The following is a 21,915-nucleotide window of genomic DNA, read 5'->3' as shown; positions in this document are numbered from 1 at the left end:
TGCCGCCCGGTGCCGGTCGGCCGATCCCGCGGGCGGAGTTGCATTCGCCGGGTGACCACGGGACGAGGCTTCGGGGGCACGGGCCGGACGAGTGACGCCGAGGAGTTCGACGCCTTCTACGCCGCCTGTGCGGGACGGGTCGTGGGTCACGTCTACACGCTGACCGGCAACCGCGCCGAAGCCGAGGACGCCGTCGCCGAGGCGTTCACCCGGGCCTGGCAGCGCTGGTCGACCGTACGCGACGCGGACAGCCCCGAGGCCTGGGTCCGCCGGGTCGCCTCCCGCATCGCGGTGAGCACCTGGCGCAAGGCGTTCAACCGCATCCGCGCGCACCGCCGCGCCGCCGTCGACCTCAGCGTGCCCGGACTCACCGAGGACCACGTCGCCCTGCTGCAGGCGTTACAGCAGTTGAGCGCCGTCGAGCGCCGCGCCGTCGTGCTGCACCACCTGAACGACATGAGCGTCGCCGACGTGGCGGCCGAGATGGAAAAGCCCGTCGGGACCGTCAAGACGTACCTCGCCCGGGGTCGCCGCGCGATGGCCGGGATGCTGACCGAGGCGGACCACGAGGAGGCCCCCCATGGCTGAGTTGCACGACGACCTCACCTCGATCGCCGACGAGGTCCAGCGGGCCACGAAGCTTCCCCCCGCGTCGATGCTGCGCGAACGTGGCGACCGACGTCGCCGGCGCCGTGCCTCGGTCACCGGCGCCGCCCTGGTCGTGCTGGTCGTGGCCACCGGCACCGCCCTGCTGCGGACGCGCGAGACCGCGCCCGATCCGGCGGACGCGCTTCCGCCGTCGGCCGTCGCGTCCGTGGCCGCTTCGGCGGGACCGCAGGAGATCCTGGCCGGCCGGCGGGAGATCGCGATCGTGGTGCCGAGCATGGGCGGGGCAGTGCTCGCGCTCGGCGGCGACGACGACCAGGTGCGGGCCACCGCCGAGCAGGGTGCCGACGAGCGTGCGCGATGGGTCCTGCGGCCCGAGGGGAACCTGTTCCGGATCGTGCTGGCCGCGTCACGGGGCCAGGTCTGCATGACGGCGGTGCACGACGCCGCGCCGGGCACTGTGCGCGGCCGGGCCTGCGAGCCCTCCGCGCAGGCGCAGCTGTTCAGGATCGACAGGGAGGCCGACGGGAGCTGGTCGCTGTTCCAGGGCAAGCGCTACGTGCAGGTCGTCGACGGCACCGATGCCCTGGTGCCGGACCTTCCCGAGTACCTGACCACCACGTACGTGTTCCAGGACCGCGGCCCGTCCGCGTATTGAGCGCCGGTTATCCGCTGTGGCGGGCGATGACCGAGACCGGCCCGGTCCCCGGGGCTCGATCTGCGGCACGGCGGGGGTGTCCACGGCGGACTGATGGACGAACTCGCCACCGACCCGTACCCGACGCACGTTCATGTCCCACCTGTGTCCCGAGTGCCGCGGTGTCACACCCGTCGGGCATTGTCCCTGGTGGATGTTTGCGTCGAGGTCTCCGGTCAGCGGCGGGCGGTGCCGGCGCGGACCTCGCGGGTGGCCGTGAGCAGCGCGTCGGCGGCGCGCGAGAAGTAGTCGAACAGCACCGCCAGTTCCTCGGGTCGGTATCCCTGGAACACCTCGCCGAGCCGCTGCCGCGCCGGGCCGACGATGGTGTCCACGTCCAGCTTCGGCACCGGCTCGACCAGCACCCGGCGGCGGTCGGCGGGGTCGGCGACCCGGCGTACGTGCCCGGCGCGTTCGAGGCGGTCGATCAGCCGGGTGGTCGCGCCCGTGGTCAGCCCGGTGCGCTCGGCCAGCTCGCCCGAGGTCAGCCGGCCGGCGAGGTTCAGCGTGCTCAGCGCGGCCCAGTCGGTGGGGTGCATCCCGGCCGCGTCGGCCGCGGCCTGGGCGTGCGCGGTCATGGCGTCGAGGTAGCGCCGGAAGGTCTCGTGCGCTCCGGACGGCATCCCGGCGGGCGGCGTGGCGTCGGCCATGGCGTGGCGGCTCCCTCCGCGCTAATCTCTGCATGCGTGCAGATATTGCGCTCATGCAGTTTCTGTGTGTCCGGAGCCCATGCTAGGCCCGGCCGACCAGGGAGGAACACGTGAACCACGCCGACCGCACCGCCGACCTCGCGGCGATCGAACAGCTCCTCGCCTCGATCGCGGCAGCCTGGGAGGCCGCCGACGCCGACGCGTTCGGCCGCGCCTTCACCGCCGACGCCACCTACGTGACCTTCGTCGGCACCGTCTACCGGGGTCGTGCCGACATCACCGAGAGCCATCGCGCCCTGTTCAAGGCGTTCACCAAGGGCACCCGGCTGGCCGGGGAGACGATCGCCACCACGTTCCTCGGCCCGGACACCGCCGTGGTCGTCGGCCGGGGCGACACCTACAAAGGACGCCGCAGCCCCGCACCGACGAAGGTCCAGACCTACACGCTGGTACGCGAACCCGACGGCTGGCGGGTGGCCGCCTTCCACAACACCCAGCGCCGCACGCTGATGGAGGCGATCCAGTTCCGCTTCGCTCCCGGCACGCGGCCCGCCGTCCGCTGAGAGCGGAAGTCGGGGTGCGCGGACACGGTTGGCGAGCCCGTGCGGCGGGTATCCGCCCGGCAAGGCGCTCCGCTGCTCGACGAGGGCCGCCTCGCCGGCCGGGCCTGACCGCTCCGCACTTTCGCGATGAAGGTAACCGGTTACGTCGCCAGTACCGGCTCTGGCGACGAATATGCATCCGAAGGCTGGTGAAAGCGCTTTCCATTGGTCTAGACTCCGCGACCATGCCAGTCTTCACCGTCACGCCGGACGCCCTAGAGCTCGACGGCAAACCGTTCCAGGTGCTCTCCGGGGCGATCCACTACTTCCGGGTGCTGCCCGAGCAGTGGGGCGACCGGCTGCGCAAGCTGCGCGCGATGGGCCTGAACACCATCGAGACGTACGTGCCGTGGAACCTGCACGAGCCCCGGCCGGGCGAGTTCGACTTCGACGGCCGGATCGACCTGGGGCGTTTCCTGACCGAGGCGGCGGAGGCGGGCCTGTACGCGATCGTGCGGCCCGGCCCGTACATCTGCGCGGAATGGGACAACGGCGGCCTGCCGGCCTGGCTGCGGGCCACCGAGGAGATCCCGCTGCGCTGCCACGACCCCCGTTTCCTGGAGCCGGTCGACCGGTTCTTCGACCAGCTCGTGCCGCAGCTGGCGCCGCACCAGGCGACCCGGGGCGGCAACGTGCTGATGGTCCAGGTCGAGAACGAGTACGGCTCGTACGGCTCGGACCGGCGCTACCTGCGCCACCTCGCCGACGGTCTGCGCGCCCGGGGCATCGAGGTGCCGCTGTTCACCTCCGACGGCCCGACCGACCTGATGGTCACCGGCGGCACGCTCGACGGCGTCTTCGCCACGGCCAACTTCGGCAGCCGCCCGGCGGAGCGCTTCGCCGAGATGACGGCGCTGCGCCGCTGGCCGTCCTTCTGCATGGAGTACTGGAACGGGTGGTTCGACCACCACGGCAAGGACCACCACGTACGGCCCGCGGCGGAGGCGGCGGCGACGCTGGCCGAGATGGTGGACGCGGGGGCGTCGGTCAACCTCTACATGGCGCACGGCGGCACCAACTTCGGCTTCCTGGCCGGGGCCAACGCGGTCGGCGAGTTCCTCGACGACGTGTACCTGCCCGACGTGACGTCCTACGACTACGACGCCCCGCTGAGCGAGCACGGTGCGCTGACGCCGAAGTACTGGGCGTTCCGGGAGGTGCTGGGGCGGGGCGTGGAACTGCCCGACCCGCCGTCGGAGCAGCCCAAGACGCTGCCCGCCGGGCAGGTCGAGCTGACGCAGCGCCTGTCGCTGCTGGACTGCCTCGACGTGCTGTCCACCGGCACCGTGCACAGCGCCACGACGAAGTCGCTCGAAGAGCTTGGCCAGGCGTACGGGCTGGCCGTCTACCGGACCACGATCCCCGGGCCGCGAACCGGCCACCGGCTGCGGGTCAAGGGGCTGCACGATCGCGCGCTGGTGCTGGTGGACGGATCGCCGGCGGGCATCCTCGACCGCAACGAGCCGAGCGGGCTGCCGGTGCCGGTCGACGGCGCCGGGGCCGACGTGACCCTCGTGGTGGAGGCGATGGGCCGGGTGAACTACGGCCCGCTGGTGGGGGAGCGCAAGGGCATCGTGGGCGGCGTCTTCCACGGCCAGCAGTTCCTGCACGGATACGAGATCGATCCGGTGCCGCTGGACGACCTCTCGGTGCTGCCGTGGGGGCGGGCGACCGGCGCGGCCGGGCCGGTGTTCCACCGTGGCGTGCTGCACGTGGACGAGGTGCGCGACGCGTTCCTCGCGCTGCCCGGGTGGCACAAGGGCTACGTCTGGGTCAACGGGTTCAACCTCGGCCGGTACTGGGAGGCCGGCCCTCAGGTCACCCTGTACGTGCCGTGGCCGCTGCTGCGCGAGGGCGACAACGAGATCGTCGTGCTCGAACTCGACGCGGAGCCGGACCAGCCGGTGATCGAAGTCCGCGAGCAACCCGACCTGGGCACCCCCATCACGTACATCGCTTGATCGCTCGACTTGCCAGGCAGACGGCCGGCTGCGCGGTCAAGATGCGCACAGTTGCCTGGCAAGTCGAGCGACCTCGGGACGGGCGCGCGGCGCGGTGCGGGTCAGGACTCGACGAGCGGGGTGTCCACCAGATGTTCGGCGAGGAACCAGGCCTGCAGCTCGCCGGTGCGGATCACGTCGGAGACGAGCAGGTCGTTCGTGCCGTCGTCACCCATCTCGTCCGCGCGCTTGGCGGCGTCGTGCGCGGCGACGAGGATGGTCTCGTGCGCCTCCAGCAGGCGGGAGATCATCGCGGGCACCTCCTCGACGCCGTCCGGCGGGCGCTTGATGACGGTGATCTCCGCGACGTGGCGCGGGTCGCCGACGGCCACGCCGCCGAGCGTCTGCACCCGCTCGGCGATGGTGTCGATGAGCGCCAGCTGCTCGCCCGCGTGCTTGTCCAGCAGCAGGTGCAGCTGGTAGAACGTCGGGCCGCGCATCAGCCAGTGGTGCTTCTTGTAGAGGCCGTAGAGGATCTGCGAGTCGGCGAGGCACTGGTTGAGCCGCTCGCACGAGTACATCCGGGCGTCGTGGGACAGACCCACCGGGAGCTGGCGGACGGTGCCGAACTCCTGGATCTGCACGCCTTTCTGGTGCAGCATGGGCTGGCTGCCGCGGGCCGCGGCAGCCTTCGCGGGCGACTTGGTGGGCATCGAGGTTCCTCTCGTTCCGGCCGCGCCGGCAAAGCCGAGCGCAGGCTTGCGACCAGCAGAAATGCCGACCCGATGGGTACGCGGCACACCGTGGCCAGTCTTTCAGGAGCGGCCTGCGGCGGGCTGCCGGTTGCGGAAGTCCGCCGCCGTCTTTGCTCTTTCAGCGGAATTTCGGCGATGCCAGGGTCTTCTCGCGCGCGCGGAGCAAGGATGTCGGCATGGCGGCAAAGTATGAGCAGGGCACCCCGAGCTGGGTCGATCTGGGCAGCACGGACGTCGACGGCTCGGTGTCCTTCTACGGGCGGCTGTTCGGCTGGACCGATGAGGACCTGGGCCCGGACGCGGGCGGCTACCGGATGTTCCGCAAGGACGGCAGGCAGGTCGCCGGGCTCGGCCCCGCCACCGACGGCGGCCGGGGCAGCTCGTGGGCCACGTACTTCGCGGCGAACGACGCCGACGACATCATGGCGAAGGTCGCCGAGCACGGCGGCGCCGTCATCGTGCCCCCGATGGACGTGATGGGCCAGGGCCGGATGGCGGTGTTCCAGGACCCCGAGGGCGCGTTCTTCTCCGCGTGGCAGCCGCTGGCGTTCGACGGGTTCGAGCTGGCGAACGAGCCGGGCAGCGTCACCTGGAACGAGCTGATGACCTCCGACATCGACGCCGCCAAAGTGTTCTACCAGGAGGTCTTCGGGGTCAGCATGCGCGACGTGTCGATGGCGGAGGGCATGACCTACACCCTGCTGGAGGCTGAGGGCCGGCCGGTGGCGGGCGCCATGCCGATCGACGCCGCGTGGGGCCCGATGCCGTCGCACTGGTCGGTCTACTTCGCGGTGGACGACTGCGACGCGGCCTACGCCAAGGCGCTGGAGCTGGGCGCGACCAAGGTCATGCCACCGGAGGACTCGCCCGCCGGGCGGTTCGCCATCCTGAAGGACCCGCAGGGCGCGACCTTCTCGGTGATCAAGAACAACCCCGACTTCTCCATCTGAGACAGCCGGGCGCGAACGGAGGCGTTCGGCACTTCAATGGTTATCGTTTCGTCATGGCCGTGCCGAGACTGTCCGTCGTCATCCCGATGTACAACGAGGAGGCGGTCCTGCCCCTGCTCGTGAGCCGGCTGCGCCCGGTCCTCGACGGGCTGGGCCGGACCTACGAGGTGGTCGCCGTCGACGACGGCAGCCGCGACGCCACCGCCGCCATGGTGACCCTGATGCGGGCGAAGTGGCCCGAGCTGAGGCTGATCCGCCTGCGCCGCAACAGCGGGCACCAGGCCGCGCTCACCGCGGGCCTGCACTGCTCGCGCGGCGACCACGTGGTCACCCTCGACGCCGACCTGCAGGACCCGCCCGAGGTCATCGCCGAGATGCTGGGCCTCGCCGAGGCGCAGAGCCTCGACATCGTCTACGGCGTACGCGGCGACCGGGCCAGCGACACCGCCTTCAAACGGGGCACGGCCGACCTCTACTACCGGCTGATGCGCCGCATCGTCGGCAACCGGATGCCTGCCGGCGCCGGTGACTTCCGGCTGCTCAGCCGGGCCATGGTGGACGCGCTGCGCAGCCTGCCCGAGCAGGCCCCTGTCTACCGCCTGCTGGTGCCGTGGCTGGGTTTCCCCAGTGGGCAGGTCGTCTACACCCGGGAGAAGCGGGCCGCGGGGACCAGCAAGTACCCGCTCGCCAAGATGATCAACCTGACGGTCGACAGCATCATCAGCTTCACCGCGGCCCCGTTGCGGCTGGGCATCTGGCTGGGCGCGCTCGGGGCTCTGGCCTGCGCCGTTGCCGTGGTGAAGGTGCTCGTGGCGTACTTCCAGGGCGCCGTGGTGCCGGGCTGGACCTCGCTCTCGCTGGTGGTCCTGTTCCTCGGCGCGGCCCAGCTCATCTGCCTGGGGTTGCTGGGGGAGTACGTGGGCCGGATCTACCGGGGCATCCAGGCCCGGCCCGGCTACTTCGTGGGCGAGGACTCGCTCACCGAGGACCGGCGGGCCGACGGCAGACCGGAGCCCGAATTCCACGACGAGCCGGTGCGCCCCCGCCGGGCGGCGGTCTCCGCGGACCCGCACCTCCGCAGGCCCGGCTGATCCATCCCGTCAGCCGCAGGCAGCGCCCGAATCCGTTGGGACACTTAGGAAATCTAACTGTTAGGTCTCTTGACTGAAGTGCCGCTCCCGCGTGAAGGTTCGCATGGACGAACGATGGGAGTGCATATGCTCAGAACACTGCTCCGCCCGGGCATCGCCGGGGCGGTCGCCCTGGCCCTGGGCGCCGGCTTCCTGGCAGCTCCGGCCACCGCGGCCGGCGGCGCCCCCAAGCCGGACGCGCCAAAGAAGGTGATCTCCGCCTACTTCACCAACTGGTCCGTCTACGGGCGGGGCTACTTCGTCAAGGACATCCCCGCCGACAAGCTGAACGTCATCCAGTACGCCTTCGGCGTGCCGACGTTCAACCAGGCCACCGGCGCGGTCGGCTGCGACGTGCTCGACCCGTGGGCCGACTACCAGCAGGTCTACTGGGGTCCGGAGAACACCGTGGACGGTGTCGCGGACACGTACCCCGGCCAGAACGTCTACGGCAACTTCAACCAGCTGCGCAAACTCAAGGCGGCCAACCCGCACCTGAAGATCGAGATCTCGCTCGGCGGCTGGACGAAGTCGACCTGGTTCTCCAGCGTCGCGAAGACCCCGGAACGCCGCCAGGCGTTCGTGGCGGCCTGCATCGACACCTTCATCAAGGGCAACCTGCCGACCGGCGGCTGGCCCGAGGACGCGGGCGGCATCGGCGTCGCGAAGGGCATCTTCGACGGCATCGACCTCGACTGGGAGTACCCGACGGCCAAGGCCGACAGCAACGTCGACTACGGCCCGGAGGACCGGCACAACGCGACGCTGCTGGCCCAGGAGTTCCGCCGCCAGCTCGACGCGCAGGGCCGCCTCGACGGCAAGCACTACCTGCTGACCGCGGCGCTGCCCGCGGCGAAGAGCTCCACCAAGTACTACGAGCTGCGCGAGTTCTCGAAGTCGATGGACTGGGTCAACATCATGACCTACGACTTCAACGTGCCCGGCGGCTCCGTGGCCGGCCCGAGCACGCTGTTCACCGGCGACCCGCGCGACCCCGAGGCCGACGACTGGACCTGGAACACCGTCGGCACCGTGGGCTACTACCTCGCCCAGGGGGTGCCCGCCAGCAAGATCGTCGTCGGCGTGCCCTTCTACGGCGTGCAGTACATCCGCAACCCCAACGGGCTGTACAAGGCGTTCGACAACACCGGCATGAACCCCGACTCGCTGGTCTGGGACTCCAAGCCGCAGCCGTCGTACCACGACCTGGTCGACGTGTCTGGCGTGCTGACCCCCGCCGGGGCCGGCGCCAACGGATGGACCCGCAAGTGGAACGTGTTCGCCGGTGAGCCGTACCTGTGGAACCCGGCAGCGGAGCACGTGCTCACCACCGGCACCGTCACCGCCCCGACCACGATCGTGTACACCGATCCGAAGTCGCTCGCCGAGCGCACCGCGCTGATCAAACTGCTCGGCCTGCGCGGCGCGATGGCGTGGGAGCTCAGCCAGGACTCCGACGACAACGCGCTCATCGGCGCGCTGAACCCGGTCCTGCGGTAACTCACTCGGTGGCTGGCGGGTCCGCCTTGGCGGGGCCGCCAGCCACACTCGTGTCGCCGCCGAGTGAAATGCTGCCGGGTATCCACGGCTGCGCCTCTTCCAGAATGGCGCTGTAAAGGGTGGCCAGCCTGTCGACGTCCTGTCGGGCGAAGGTGAACCTGGCGAAGATGTCCTTGCCCGCGGCATTGAAGGTCAGATCCAACGCCGCGGTGTCGTCCCAGATGATGATGCCGATCGCCTGCGCGGCGGGCAGCCTGCGCAGCGGGATGGTGTAGACCTTGATGCCGAGTTCCAGTTGCTCCGCGGCGACGGTCTCGTGCAGCGGCGTCCACTCGTGGTAGATGAAGATGCGTTGCTTGTCCAGACTGCTGCCATCTCGTCGATGCAGACGAAGGTAGCGGCGGCCTGCGTCGGACGTCCAGAAGCCCAGTTCGCTGTCGGACGTCGTGGCACGCAGGGACCTCCTGGCGGCTCCGGTGAGGTTGTTCACCAGCTCGTTCGACGATTCGCCGTCGCGGGGCACGTAGATGCCGCGTTGGAGGTCGGCCAGCACATGACCGCAGTCGTCGAACGCCTTGCGGGCCAGCCCGACGGCGGCCGTGTCGTCGTAGGCCGTCGCCACGTGGCGAAGATGTCGCAGCATGCCGTCGAGCGTTCCCGGCAGCCAGGGGGTCTGCTCGATCGCCGCGATGATCCTGTTTCGCCGGATCTCCGCGAACTCCGCGCGCTTGCTCCTGAGCAGGAGCTCCAGCTGCAGCGCGACCGTGATGCCGATCAGGCCGGCGAGCGTGGCGATGCCCGCCGCCAGATCCGTCATGGCGTACAGGTATGCGGCGAGTGCCGTGGATGCCACAGCCCCGAGCGTCGTCGGCAGCCAACTGGGTATCCGGGCACTGAAGGGTTTCATGCTCATGTGTGGTCCTCGCAGTCCGGGGCGGCGATCAGGTGGGACTCTCGGCCATTGCGGAAGTCCGCTCGCATAGTGTGCCCAATCGATGGACAGGTTCGGTCGCGCATCGTCCGCGCGAGGTCCGCTGCACAGCTCGGAAGGCCTTCCGATCGGCCGGGGCGTGCCACCGGGTCGGGTGAACCTCGATACCACCTGCGTCCCATCTCGTTGAACTCTCTGCGTTCGTTGTGATGCTGATTCATGCATTTCGTGCCTACGACCCATTGACATGGCCCACTTGGTGCTGTCTGCTCAGGCGGGTGTGGAGCCGGGGCGCTACCGTCAGCCTCGACGTTCGTTGATATCTGGGTTTCGCCGGGCGGGAACTGTGGCCATCCCGCGCTTCCGCCTGTGGCCACGGAGCGAAGGGCACGATGAGGCAACCGGCGGCGGCCGTGAAGGCGACCCAGGGCGTCTACAACGCCGACTTCGACTGGGACGGGTTCAACTCCGACTGGTACTGCGCCCACAACTACGTCAGCCTGCGCGACGACGACACCGCGATCATGACGAGGGTCGGCGAGTTCTTCCAGCAGCACCTGAAGCCGTCCACCGCACAGCGGCGCGGCCTGGACGTCGGCAGTGGCGCCAACCTCTATCCCGCGATGTCGATGCTGCCGTTCTGCGAAGGCGTCGAGCTACGTGAGTTCTCGCGGTCGAACGTGCGCTGGCTCAATGCTCAGATCGAGCGCTACGACGCCTACTGGGACGAGTTCTGGGACGTCTATCGGGCGTTGCCCGCATACCAGAACGTGAGCAATCCGCGGGAGGCGCTGCGCAAGGCCGCAAAGGTCGAGCGGATGAGCATCTTCGAACTGCCGGAACGCGAATGGGACATGGGCACCATGTTCTTCGTCGCCGAGTCGCTCACCTATGACCCTCGTGAGTTCTGGCGGGCCGTCGAATGCTTCGGCCGGGCGCTCAAGCCGGGTGCTCCTTTCGCGGCCGCTTTCATGGCTGATTCACGAGGCTACAAAGTGGACAAGACTCAGTTCCCGGCCGTTGCCGTCGACATAACCGACGTGAAAGACTGTCTATCGGTGGTGTGCGAGGTCATCGACATCGACCTGGTGGAGACGAAGAAGCCGTTGCGCCGTGGCTACGGCGGCATGATCCTCGCGACGGGAGTCGCACTCAGCTGACGGAACGGCGGACGGGCGGCCATGAAGATCCAACCACGTCAACAGCTGCTGGAGATCTGGCGGGCCGCGGCCCGCAACTCCTACGTCGACGGCGAGTGGGTGTGGGGCGGCGACAACGGGTGGGACTCGATCAAGGACGCTGAGCAGTTGCTGTGCGTCATGCTGCCCGCGACGGAGATCCCGCGTTTCCGGCTGGACCAGCCCGACCAGACGGAGGACGACGTCGCCAGAGCGATGGAGGCGTTCGGCAACAAGCTCCGCATTCCGCAGGCGCTGGTCAAGGCTCTCATCGACTATCACCGCAAATACTCCGGCGACGACGGCCGCCCGATCTTCCCGGGCGGTTCATATCTGGCCAGCCTGGAGGCCGGCGCGGAGCTGGCAGACGAGCAGGCCTCGCTGGACGTGGTCGAGTCGTTCGCCTTGTCGATCACCCTCACCCTGGCGACGCTGGGCTTCGTGGGTGTCTACCGCGGCTCCCTGGCGCCCGGCAGCTACCAGCAGCATCAGCTGGACGAGCTGGACGAGCTGGTGGATCTGGCGCGAAAGCGCCTCACCGAGGCGATGGTGGGGCTGCTGCGCAGCTTCACCGTGTTCACCTACGAGGCCGCGAGCCCGCACGGCCAGCACCTGATCCGGGCGATCAACCAGTCGAACCTCTCGGACAACCGGCTGGTCACCGATCTGCGTGAGGCGCTACGCCCGACCATCGCCGGTCTGCGCGACCTGACTGTGGGCATCGAGCAGCTCAACGACCTCGAGTCACCGGACCGGCTGTTCGAGTGTGGTTGGTCGTGGGGCATCATCCAGGGCGCGCCGCAGGTCGACTTCGTCGAAAGTTCGGGCTCCCAGCCGCCGGGATACGCCTATGACGCGCCCTACCTCTACTTCACCGTGCAGGCGCTCGACGGCATCGCCGACCTGTTCTCCGCCCGCACCCGCCTGTTGCGCCTGCTGAACGACGAGCAGCTGCGACTGGCGGCAGCCCTGCAGCTGCGCTGGGAGCTGACGCAGAACTACTGGTCGGTCATCGCGAGTTTCGGCCCCGGCCGCTGGCCGCTGGAGGACCTGCCCTGGCGCACCACCGACGGCGCCGAGTCGGACTACTTCAGCCTCCTGGTGACCTCGATCGCCACCCGGGGTCTGCTGGAGGACCGCGACAGCGACGCCGACCTGAGCCGCCTCGGGCGCATCCTCGGGGAGCTCGCCAACCGGGCTCGTATCACCCGCCGTCCCGTCGCCGCCGACACGGCGCTGGCGATGCACCATCCGGGCGTCGTCATCGAGCTCGACGACCCTCAGGGCGTGCCCGTGCTGAACTGGGTCGCCACCGACTTCGCGCCGCTGCTGCTCAAGCGGACCATCCGCATCGCGCGCAACCTGAGCAGTGTCCAACTGCGCGGGCAGCTGCTGACGCTGGCCGACGAGATCTGGGAGCACCTGCTCAAACGCCGCATCCAGCACGGTCGCAGCCGGGGCCTGTGGGACCTGCCCCTGGGCGCGTTCGCGCCGACGGCCGCGGGCCTGCTCGACCAGGCCGACGTCAGCATCAGTCGGCTCAGCTGGCACCACACGGTCCGGGTGGTGGAGAGCCTGGTGTTCGCGGCAGACCTCGCGCGCACCGATCCGCTGCGCAGCGACGAACTGCTGGGGTTCGCCGGGGAGCTGCTGGCAGAGGCCGAGCACCTGTTCGACAAGCAGCAACTCGTCGGTTCGGCCGAGACCGGGCTCAACATGCGCAACGCGATGCAGGCGCTGCGCACCCGGCTGCGACATGCTCGTGAGATCACGGCCGAGCGGCCGGGCACCACGGTGGCGCTGGTGCTCGACGTCCTGCGGGAGCTGGACAGTCTGACGGAGGCACGGCGTGACGTGACGGGAGCGTCCTGATCATGCTCGTCTTCGCGACCTCGGACAAGGGCGGCACCGGGAGGTCGGTGACCAGCAGCAACCTCATCTACCGCAGGTCGCTGCAGGGCAGCGACGTCTGCTATCTGGATTTCGACTTCGGCTCGCCGACCGCCGGAGCGATCTTCGCGATCGCGGATCTGGCGCGCGGCACCCGTACCAACGGGCTCCACTCCTACCTGCGCAACAAGGTGAACTGGCCGATGCGGGTCGACGTCTGGGGGGAGTCCGACCGGTTGAGCCTGCGCGGCCGGCCCGACGGGGCCGGGCAGCTCTGCCTGATCCCGGGGGACAGCGGCGGGGCCGAGTTCGCGGCCGATCCCGGGATCGTCGAACGGTGCGTCCGGCTGATGCTGCGGATGGAGGAGGAGTTCGACATCACCCTGGTGGATCTCAGCTCCGGGCGGTCGTACGCCACCGACATCGTGCTGGCCGCGCTGGCCGCACCGCAGCTGCGCGGCGTGGTGGCCCGCTGGCTGGTGTTCCACCGGTGGACGCGCCAGCACATCATCGCGGCGTCCGGCCTGGTCTACGGCGAGCGGGGGATCGTCGAGATGGGAGCCGCCCGCGGGCACGATCCGGAGCGGTTGCGCCGGGCTGTCAGGTTCGTCCGGACCGCGGTGGTCGACCCCAGCTCGGAACAGCTCTCCGGGCTGCGTCCGGCGCAGATGGAGTGGTTCGAGGCGTACAACGGCGAGCTGCAGCGGCTGGCGGGCACGGAGCGGATGGGTCACGCGGTGACCCTCGGCTCGGTGCCGCTGGAGCCGGTGCTCCAGTTGCGGGAGCAGCTGATCTCCGACGCGGACACGGTGACCAAGCAGATCGCCAACACGGCGACGGTGGAGGCCTTCGACGGCATCGCGAAGCTGCTCACCGAGGACACCGTCTGGGAGGGCGCGTGACCGGCCTGGAGGTCGTGTTCCAGGAGAGCGTGGCCACGCCGAAGCTCCAGGAGGTGTCGCTGTCACACCTGTCCATCGAGCTCGGGCACCTCTACATGGAGGACTTCAAGGCGGGATACCGCCGCCTGGTGGAGCTGTTCGCCAAGGTCAGACCATGGGCGCAGACAGCTGAGGAGGTGTGCCGGGCGCAGTGGGGGCCCAAGGCGCGGATCAGCACCTGTTTCCTGGTGGACGACTACTTCTCGCCGTTCGGCTCGCCGGATGAGCTGGTGCCGCTGCTCCAGCAGGCGGCGGCGGAGTCGGGACTGATCATCGACTACCTGGCGCGGGAATCGGCCTGCGCGACCGCGGGCGCCGTCGAGCCGGCCCGGCTGGTCGAGGGCCGCCTCGTGGAGGAACCGCCACCGCGGCGCGCGAACGGCAGCCGCCCGCCCGTCACGGAGACCGGCTGGTTGAGCAACGGCGAGCGGTCACCGCACGAGGTCGTCGCCGAGGCCATGGAAGCCGTCACGCCATGGCGACCACCCCGCCAGAATCTGCCGAACAACCACTCGATCTTCATGGACGTGGAGCTGTGGGACGCGCCGCGGGGCGAGCGCCGGTGGTCGTGCCCGATGCTGGCGGCCGTGTGGCAACTGTTGCGGCTCGGCCTGCTGCGGCACGAGGGGCAGGCGGTGGCGGTGCCGCAGAACCCGGCCGGCCCGCTCGGAACCGCCTGGCATGAGCTGCCGCCGGTGCTCCGGCTGCGCCCGAACGCCCGCCCGTTCTTCGCCTACCGCACCTTCTCCGCGCTCAGCACCCGCTTTCTGCCGATCGAGGGTGCGGTGCGGGCCATCCTCGACCACGTCTCGGTCGACCCGGCGGTCAACGGACTGGCCATCGCCCGCGCGGCCGACGAAGGCAGCGTGCTGTCCGCGGACATCCTCGACCGGATCGAGTACGCCTTCGTCAACGGCGCGTCCGCGCCCTTCAGATGATCGGTGTGGCGATCTTCCAGAGGTCGTTGAACCGGTCGATGTTGCGCTGCACCTTCGACGGGTTGGTGATGAGCTGTGTGCTGGCGATCGTGGCTCGGCTCGGCTCGGTGACCGGCGCCGACGGCGACGTCTGGTAGCTCACCGAACCGTCGAAGATGATGAAGTCGAAGATCGGCGGGATGAACTGGCGGGGGAACAGGGTCGGGTCCAGCGCTCGTACGTCGATCTGGATGTCGTCGTGCATCCCCACCACGCGCCGGAAGTTGGCGTCCTCGCGCAGCTCCGGCCGGTCCAGTATGAAGATGCGCCGCACGCGGACATTGCGCCGGACGGCGTCCCGCTGCGCCTCGAGATAACGCTGCCCCAGATCGCTCTGCCACAGGCTGCCGTCGAAGTAGTCCTGCCCGCCGACGTCGAGCGTCGTGCTGATCGCGTCGAGCGAGTGGTTGACGTGTTTGGTGAGGCCGAGCAGCCAGTCGCGATCCTCGCCGTCGTAGGTGAGGTCGCCCGAGTCGCCCAGTGTCTTGAGCATCTCCGACAGCCGCTGGATCTCGGTCTGCGCGAGGTCGAACACGAGCTGCGGGTTGGGCTTGATGCGCACCGAGTTGCCGACGAGCTGGGTGATGGCGTCGGTCTTCAGCGCCGAGGCCTCGACCAGGCCGAACAGCTTCGTCGCCGCGTTGATCTTCTTGAAGCCCTCGTCGATGCGCGCCTCGTTCACCCTTGAGTGCCGCTCCAGCTCCTCCTCCATCTTGTCGAGCCGCTTCTCCACGTCGTAGAGGAACTGCACGACGAAGGCCACGCCGGCGACGAAAAGCGACGAGCCGAAGCCGATCAGGACCATCGGCTGCGTTCCGAGCACCTCGAACAACCAGGTCGCGATGAAGGTGATGCAGAAGAAGGCGAGGCTGATCAGGATCTTGGTCGGTGTGCGGTTGCCGGTCGGGTTGCGGTCGGCCATGGGTCCCCCTGTCACGCGCGCCGGTGGGATGCCTCGATCACGGCCAGCGCCAGCTGGTCGCGCACCCGGTCGACGTTCGTCTGCCACTGTCGGGTCATGCCTGGACGCTGCTCGAGGCCCTGCCAGATCGGCTCCCACGCGACGTCGACACGGGCTGCGGGCATCCACAGGTGCAGCAGGTAGTCGAGGGCCGGTGTGAGCCGCTCGATGACCTGCCGCCGCCCCGCCGTGCCGGCGGGGGTTCGGCCGACCAGCGACAACAGTGTCGTGAGCAGCCAGTCGTGCAGGGCGATGTCCTCGCACAGGGCGGCGGCCGCCCGCGCGTCCGTGTTGATCCGGGGCAGTCGCGCCGTGCGGGTGGTGCCGTCGACGACGCGGAACTCGACGGCCTCACCGTCGGCGACGGCCCAGCGCAGGCCGGTCCGCGCGGACCGGAACGGCGCCGCCCGGTCGATCCGCGGTGACGCCTGGACCTGGTCGATGACCCGGCTGCCGATCGCGCCCAGGTCGAGCAGGTCGGTCTGCGGGCCGCCGCTGTGGAGATGGCCGCCCGCGATGTCGAGGTGGCTGGACTTGCCGAGCAGTTCCAGGACGCCGGGGCGGGAGAGGTAGTGCGACCACGGCCGGCGCCGGTGGCCGGGGCTGTGCTCGACGGTGGCGTACGCCGATCCCTGCAGCACGTGCCCACCGGTGAGCACGGCACTGGACGTGATCGTGCCGACCGCGCGCACTCTCGTCACACCGGAGTGCCGGCCGGCGCCGGACACCGCGGGCAGGTCACAGTCGACGCCCGTCAGCTGCGGTGGGGACACGGCGTATCCGATGGGCCGGTCTGATCGGCGCACCTGTTCCCCGACGGTCAGGGCGAGCAGTTCGACACCGGTGGCGGTGGTGACCGCAGTGGAGTGCTGCAGCAGCGCGGTGTGTACCTCGCCGATGACGACCGTGGTCGCCTCGCTGGTGGTGGCCAATGCGCACTCCCGCCCCGTGACAAAAGTGATCGACTGATTTCACTCCATGCTGATTGGGCGTGGCAAGACGCCTGAAGGACACAATAGACCGAGCGTCTGATCTCGATCACGGAGCGTTACTCGGAAGACGAAAGGCAGTCCTTACATTTCTAGATGTAAGTTAATCTAATCGAATGGTGGCTCAAGAAGTGGTCGTCATCGGGGCGGGCGTGTCCGGTCTCACCACGGCCGTCCGCCTGGCGGAGGCGGAGGTGCGGGTTCGCGTGGTCGCAGCGCGGCGACCATCGCAGACCACCTCGGCTCTCGCCGGTGCGAGCTGGGGTCCGTACATGGTCGACGACGCAAGGGTGGTGGGGTGGAGCAGCGCCACGCTGCGTGAGTTCGAGCGCATCACGGCCGAGGGTGAATGCGGGGTGCGATTCGTGCGGGGCATGGAAGCGTCGGTCGACGACGTGGACCCGCCGGACTGGGCGACTGCTCTTAGTGACTATCAACTTTGCGACAGTTCGGAGCTGCCCGACGGCTTCGTGGTGGGCTGGTGGCACACCATCCCGCTCATCGACATGCCGGTCTACCTGCGATACCTCACCGGACGCCTGGAGGCGCTCGGGGTGACCGTGACCGAACTCGCCCGGCCGTTGCGCAACTTCGCGGAGGTTCAGGAGCCAGGTGTTCTGATCAACTGCACCGGGCTGGGCGCGCGCGACCTGATCAAGGACCCTGACCTGCAGGCCACCCGGGGTCAGCTGGTGGTCGTGGACAACCCGGGGATCGACTGGTTCTTCCAGGATTCCGCCGACCACGGCGACCTGACCTACTTCCTGCCGCACGGTGATCATGTCGTGCTGGGCGGCATCGCCGTCGGGCACCCGGACGACAGCGTCGAGCTCCGGCGGGATCCGGACGTGGAGCGAGCGATCATCGAGCGCTGCGCCGCCATCGAGCCCAGGCTGGCGGGGGCCGCCGTCCGGGGCGGCCGGGTGGGCTTGCGTCCCAACCGGGTCTCGGGCGTGCGCGTCGAGGTGGACCGGTCCGGGGACCGCACCGTGATCCACAACTACGGGCACTCCGGGTGCGGGGTGACGCTGTCCTGGGGGTGTGCCGACGAGGTGGTCGCGCTGCTCGCCGGGCTGTGACCGGGCTCCGGGTGAAAACCGCTGGTCGGCAGGGGAGGTCGGCGACATATCCTGGGGCCCGTCATGACATCGCAGTCCGAGCCGGCGCCGCTCCGCAACAGGCCGCCCCGTAACCCCAGCCAGCTCACCGAGCTGCGTAAACGCGTCGACGAGCTGATGGCGCAGGATCGCCGCAGGCTCGGCCGGCGCCTCGACGGCGTACGCCGGACCAAGCCCGGACCGGCGCTGGACGCCGCCGTGGCGCAGATCACTGCCGCCGTCGTCACCGCCGAGGAGAAGCTCGCCTTGCGGGTCGCCGGGGTGCCCGCGGTGACCTATCCGGCCGAGCTGCCGGTCAGCCAGAAGCGCGACGACATCGCCGACGCGATCCGCGATCACCAGGTGGTGATCGTCGCGGGCGAGACCGGCTCGGGCAAGACCACGCAGATCCCCAAGATCTGTCTTGAGCTGGGCCGCGGCGTGCGCGGGCTGATCGGCCATACCCAGCCGCGGCGGCTGGCCGCGCGTACGGTCGCCGAGCGCATCGCCGAGGAGCTGGCGACCCCGCTGGGCGGTGTCGTCGGCTGGAAGGTGCGGTTCACCGACCACGTCGGCGACCAGACCATGATCAAGTTGATGACCGACGGCATCCTGCTGGCCGAGATCCAGCACGACCGGATGCTCTCGATGTACGACACGCTGATCATCGACGAGGCGCACGAGCGCAGCCTCAACATCGACTTCATCCTCGGCTACCTCAAGCAACTGCTCCCGAGGCGTCCCGACCTCAAGGTGATCATCACTTCGGCGACCATCGACCCGGAGCGCTTCGCCGCGCACTTCTCCACGGCCGTCGTCGGCGGCGATGCCAAGCCCGCGCCGATCGTCGAGGTCTCCGGCCGGACATATCCGGTCGAGGTGCGCTACCGGCCGCTCGTCGTCGAGGGCGACGAAGAGGACGGCGACGAGGAGCGCGACCAGATCCAGGCCATCTCCGACGCGGTCGACGAGCTGGCCATGGAGGCCCCGGGCGACGTGCTGGTGTTCCTCAGCGGCGAGCGGGAGATCCGCGACACCGCCGACATGCTGCGCAAGCGCAACCTCCGGCACACCGAGATCCTGCCGCTGTACGCCAGGCTGTCCACCGCCGAGCAGCACAAGGTCTTCCAGCAGCACACCGGGCGGCGCATCGTGCTCGCCACGAACGTCGCCGAGACGTCGCTGACCGTGCCGGGCATCAAGTACGTGGTCGACCCGGGCACGGCCCGCATCTCCCGCTACAGCAACCGGCTCAAGGTGCAGCGACTGCCCATCGAGGCGGTCTCTCAGGCCTCGGCCAACCAGCGCAAGGGCCGCTGCGGGCGCACCTCGGACGGCATCGCGATCCGCCTGTACGACGAGGCGGACTTCATCGGCCGGCCGGAGTTCACCGAGCCGGAGATCCTGCGTACCAACCTGGCCTCGGTCATCCTGCAGATGATCTCGCTGGGACTCGGCGACATCGCCGCGTTCCCGTTCATCGACCCGCCGGACCGGCGCAACATCGCCGACGGCCTCGACCTGCTGCACGAGCTGGGCGCGCTGGAGGCCCCGGTGCGCGGCGAGCCCGGCAAGCTCACCCCGCTCGGCCGCAAGCTGGCCCAGCTGCCCGTCGACCCGCGCCTGGGCCGCATGGTCCTGGAGGCCGACCGCAACGGCTGCCTGCGCGAGGTGCTGATCATCACGGCGGCGCTGTCCATTCAGGACCCGCGGGAACGCCCCGCGGACAAGCAGCAGGCCGCGGGGGAGAAGCACGCCCGCTTCGCAGACAAGGACAGCGACTTCGTCGCCTTCCTCAACCTGTGGAACTGGATCAAGGAGCAGCAGCAGGAGCTGTCGTCGAACCAGTTCCGGCGCACCTGCAAGACCGACTTCCTGCACTACCTGCGCATCCGCGAGTGGCAGGACCTGGAGTCGCAGCTGCGCCAGGTGGTCAAGGGCATGGGCTTCACGCTCAACACCGTGCCGGCCGACCCGCAGCGTCTGCACCAGTCGCTGCTGGCCGGCCTGCTGTCGCACATCGGCATGTACGACCCGGAGAAGCGGGACTTCATCGGCGCCCGCAACGCGCGGTTCTCGCTGTTCCCGGGCTCGTCGCTGTTCAAGCAGCAATCCAACCGGCAACGCGGAGCGTCGCCTGGGGCACCCAAGTGGGTCATGGCGGCGGAGCTGGTCGAGACCTCGCGGTTGTGGGGCCGCATCGCGGCGAAGATCGAGCCCGAGTGGGCCGAGGGCTTGGCCGAGCACCTGGTGAAGCGGCAGTACAGCGAGCCGCACTGGGAGAAGAAGCAGGCCGCGGTGCTCGCGTACGAGAAGGTGACGCTCTACGGCATCCCCATCGTCGCCAAACGCAAGGTCAACTTCGGCCGGATCGACCCGGCGCTGTCCCGGGAGCTGTTCATCCGGCACGCCCTGGTCGACGGCGACTGGGAGACCCACCACGAGTTCTTCCACGCCAACCGCGACCTGCTGGCCGAGGTGGAAGAGCTGGAGCATCGGGTACGCCGCCGCGACATCCTGGTCGACGACGGCACCCTGTTCGACTTCTACGACGAGCGGCTGCCCGCCGACATCGTCTCCGGCCGCCACTTCGACAGCTGGTGGAAGAAGGCCCGGCACCAGACCCCCGACCTGCTCAGCTTCGAGAAGTCGATGCTGGTCAACGAGGCCGCGGGCGGCGTCGACGAGGACGACTACCCCGACGTGTGGCAGCAGGGTGAGTTCGAGCTGCCGCTGACCTACCAGTTCGAGCCCGGGGCCAACGCCGACGGCGTCACCGTGCACATCCCGCTGCCGCTGCTCAACCAGATCACCCCGGTCGGCTTCGACTGGCAGATCCCGGGCGTACGCGAGGAACTGGCCGTGGCGCTGGTGCGCTCGCTGCCCAAGTCGGTCCGGCGCAACTTCGTGCCCGTGCCCGACTACGTCAAAGAGGCTCTGGCCGGGCAGAAGCCCGACGGGCAGCCGCTGCTCGCACTGCTGGAACGGCAGCTGCGCGCGATGACCGGCGTGGTGGTGGCCCGCGAGGCCTGGGAGCCGGACAAGGTGCCCGACCACCTGCGGATGACCTTCCGGGTCGAGGACGAGCAGGGCAAGACCCTCGCCGAGGGCAAGGATCTGGCCGAGCTCAAGCGCCGGCTGCGGGACAAGGCGCAGGCCGCGGTCGCCGCGGCGGCCGACGACATGGAGCAGCACGGGCTGCGCGCGTGGACCATCGGCCCGCTCGCGAAGGCCGTGGAACGGCAGCGGGGCGGCTACGCGGTCAAGGGCTACCCGGCGCTGGTCGACGAGGGCGACAGCGTAGGCGTCGGGGTCTTCGACAGCCCCGGTGAGCAGTGGAACGCGATGTGGCGCGGCACCCGGCGGCTGGTGCTGCTGGGCGCGCCGCCACCACTGAAGTCGCTGCAGGGCCGGCTGTCCAACCAGGCGAAGCTGGCGCTGAGCCGCAACCCGCACGGCAGCGTCGCGAAGCTGCTCGACGACGTGGTCACCACCGCCGTCGACAAGGTGATCATCGAGGCGGGCGGCCCGGCCTGGGACGCCGACACGTTCGCGGCGCTGGTCCTGAGGGCGCGGGCCGACATGCCCGACACGATGTACGAGATCCTGCAGCAGCTGGAACCGATCCTGTCGCTGGCGTACGACATCGACCGGCAGCTCAAGTCGATCACCAATGTGCTGCTGGTGCGGTCGGTGGCCGACATCCGGGCCCAGCTCACCGGGTTGGTCTACCCCGGGTTCGTGGCCGCGACCGGGCTGCGCAGGCTGCCCGACCTGGTGCGCTACCTGCGCGCCGTCGAGCAGCGGCTGGCCAAGCTGCCCGAGTCGCCGCAGCGCGACCGGGAGCGGCTGCTGCTGATCGAGGACGTCCAGCAGGAGTACACCGACGCCCGTGCCGCGGTCCGGCCCGGTGCGCCCGGCTGGGACACCCTGGCCGAGGTCCGCTGGATGATCGAGGAGCTGCGGGTCAGCTACTTCGCCCAGTCGCTCGGCACGCCGTATCCGGTCTCCGACAAGCGCATCTACCGCGCCCTGGCGACCCTGCCCGCCTGACGCCGACCGCCCGCGCCGGGCGGACGTCTGACGAGGCGGCCCACGACTGCCGTGCACTGGCTACCGCA

Annotated in this window: 18 protein-coding genes; 13 read left to right on the top strand and 5 right to left on the bottom strand. The window is 69.6% G+C overall.

Annotation, left to right across the window (positions count from 1 at the left end; translation table 11 throughout):
* Positions 1-51: 51 nt before the first annotated feature.
* Both HAV39_RS20350 and HAV39_RS20345 read left to right on the top strand, forming a co-directional pair.
* Positions 52-588, top strand: a complete 537-nt coding sequence (locus HAV39_RS20350) for a sigma-70 family RNA polymerase sigma factor (protein ID WP_191840787.1) — start codon at positions 52-54, stop codon at positions 586-588.
* Positions 581-1,264, top strand: a complete 684-nt coding sequence (locus tag HAV39_RS20345) for a hypothetical protein (protein ID WP_191840786.1) — start codon at positions 581-583, stop codon at positions 1,262-1,264. Before HAV39_RS20350 ends, HAV39_RS20345 begins: the two co-directional genes overlap by 8 nt.
* 215 nt (positions 1,265-1,479) lie before the next feature.
* Here the strand turns inward: HAV39_RS20345 and HAV39_RS20340 are convergent, their stop codons facing one another.
* Positions 1,480-1,953: a MarR family winged helix-turn-helix transcriptional regulator gene (locus HAV39_RS20340; RefSeq protein ID WP_239120443.1), complete on the bottom strand. Its 474-nt coding sequence runs from the start codon at positions 1,951-1,953 to the stop codon at positions 1,480-1,482.
* Positions 1,954-2,063: 110 nt separating this feature from the next.
* Here HAV39_RS20340 and HAV39_RS20335 point away from each other — a divergent pair, with 110 nt between their 5' ends.
* Both HAV39_RS20335 and HAV39_RS20330 read left to right on the top strand, forming a co-directional pair.
* Entirely contained in the window at positions 2,064-2,516 is a 453-nt protein-coding gene (locus HAV39_RS20335) for an SgcJ/EcaC family oxidoreductase (protein WP_191840785.1), read from the top strand.
* Positions 2,517-2,740: 224 nt separating this feature from the next.
* Positions 2,741-4,516, top strand: a complete 1,776-nt coding sequence (locus HAV39_RS20330) for a glycoside hydrolase family 35 protein (RefSeq protein ID WP_191840784.1) — start codon at positions 2,741-2,743, stop codon at positions 4,514-4,516.
* 101 nt (positions 4,517-4,617) lie between these two features.
* Here the strand turns inward: HAV39_RS20330 and HAV39_RS20325 are convergent, their stop codons facing one another.
* Positions 4,618-5,208 carry a Dps family protein gene (locus HAV39_RS20325; protein WP_191840783.1) on the bottom strand — a complete coding sequence of 197 codons (591 nt, stop codon included), beginning with the start codon at positions 5,206-5,208 and terminating at the stop codon, positions 4,618-4,620.
* Between the two features lie 218 nt (positions 5,209-5,426).
* Here HAV39_RS20325 and HAV39_RS20320 point away from each other — a divergent pair, with 218 nt between their 5' ends.
* From HAV39_RS20320 to HAV39_RS20310, 3 genes are all read left to right on the top strand, one after another.
* Positions 5,427-6,200, top strand: coding sequence for a VOC family protein (locus HAV39_RS20320; protein WP_191840782.1), 774 nt, complete (start codon positions 5,427-5,429; stop codon positions 6,198-6,200).
* 53 nt (positions 6,201-6,253) lie between these two features.
* Positions 6,254-7,291 (top strand): glycosyltransferase family 2 protein, encoded by a 1,038-nt coding sequence (locus HAV39_RS20315; protein WP_191840781.1) that lies wholly within the window; start codon positions 6,254-6,256, stop codon positions 7,289-7,291.
* A 126-nt stretch (positions 7,292-7,417) separates the two neighbouring features.
* Positions 7,418-8,830 carry a glycoside hydrolase family 18 protein gene (locus HAV39_RS20310; RefSeq protein WP_191840780.1) on the top strand — a complete coding sequence of 471 codons (1,413 nt, stop codon included), beginning with the start codon at positions 7,418-7,420 and terminating at the stop codon, positions 8,828-8,830.
* Between the two features lies 1 nt (position 8,831).
* Here HAV39_RS20310 and HAV39_RS20305 read toward each other — a convergent pair whose 3' ends face one another.
* Positions 8,832-9,743, bottom strand: a complete 912-nt coding sequence (locus tag HAV39_RS20305; RefSeq protein ID WP_191840779.1) for a hypothetical protein — start codon at positions 9,741-9,743, stop codon at positions 8,832-8,834.
* Positions 9,744-10,153: 410 nt separating this feature from the next.
* Between HAV39_RS20305 and HAV39_RS20300 the strand changes: the two genes are divergently transcribed.
* Genes HAV39_RS20300 through HAV39_RS20285 form a run of 4 tightly spaced genes read left to right on the top strand, consistent with a single transcriptional unit; the run spans position 10,154 to position 14,708 of the window.
* Positions 10,154-10,921, top strand: a complete 768-nt coding sequence (locus HAV39_RS20300; RefSeq protein WP_191840778.1) for an SCO2525 family SAM-dependent methyltransferase — start codon at positions 10,154-10,156, stop codon at positions 10,919-10,921.
* A gap of 21 nt (positions 10,922-10,942) precedes the next feature.
* Positions 10,943-12,811 carry an SCO2524 family protein gene (locus HAV39_RS20295; protein ID WP_191840777.1) on the top strand — a complete coding sequence of 623 codons (1,869 nt, stop codon included), beginning with the start codon at positions 10,943-10,945 and terminating at the stop codon, positions 12,809-12,811.
* A 2-nt stretch (positions 12,812-12,813) separates the two neighbouring features.
* Positions 12,814-13,731, top strand: a complete 918-nt coding sequence (locus HAV39_RS20290) for an SCO2523 family variant P-loop protein (RefSeq protein WP_191840776.1) — start codon at positions 12,814-12,816, stop codon at positions 13,729-13,731.
* Positions 13,728-14,708: an SCO2522 family protein gene (locus HAV39_RS20285; protein ID WP_191840775.1), complete on the top strand. Its 981-nt coding sequence runs from the start codon at positions 13,728-13,730 to the stop codon at positions 14,706-14,708. Before HAV39_RS20290 ends, HAV39_RS20285 begins: the two co-directional genes overlap by 4 nt.
* Here HAV39_RS20285 and HAV39_RS20280 read toward each other — a convergent pair.
* Complete coding sequence (locus HAV39_RS20280; protein ID WP_191840774.1) at positions 14,701-15,669, bottom strand: phosphatidylserine/phosphatidylglycerophosphate/cardiolipin synthase family protein; 969 nt, start codon at positions 15,667-15,669, stop codon at positions 14,701-14,703. The genes HAV39_RS20285 and HAV39_RS20280 overlap by 8 nt on opposite strands.
* A gap of 11 nt (positions 15,670-15,680) precedes the next feature.
* Complete coding sequence (locus HAV39_RS20275) at positions 15,681-16,640, bottom strand: SCO2521 family protein (protein WP_191840773.1); 960 nt, start codon at positions 16,638-16,640, stop codon at positions 15,681-15,683.
* Between the two features lie 173 nt (positions 16,641-16,813).
* On the opposite strand from HAV39_RS20275, the gene HAV39_RS20270 reads away from it, so the two are divergent.
* Both HAV39_RS20270 and hrpA read left to right on the top strand, forming a co-directional pair.
* Complete coding sequence (locus HAV39_RS20270) at positions 16,814-17,776, top strand: FAD-dependent oxidoreductase (RefSeq protein WP_191840772.1); 963 nt, start codon at positions 16,814-16,816, stop codon at positions 17,774-17,776.
* A 63-nt stretch (positions 17,777-17,839) separates the two neighbouring features.
* Positions 17,840-21,847 carry an ATP-dependent RNA helicase HrpA gene (hrpA, locus tag HAV39_RS20265; RefSeq protein WP_191840771.1) on the top strand — a complete coding sequence of 1,336 codons (4,008 nt, stop codon included), beginning with the start codon at positions 17,840-17,842 and terminating at the stop codon, positions 21,845-21,847.
* The last annotated feature ends 68 nt before the right edge of the window (positions 21,848-21,915 follow it).

Source organism: Catellatospora chokoriensis (assembly GCF_011297315.1).
Lineage (GTDB): Bacteria > Actinomycetota > Actinomycetes > Mycobacteriales > Micromonosporaceae > Catellatospora > Catellatospora citrea.
This window is presented reverse-complemented; position numbering and strand designations above follow the sequence as displayed.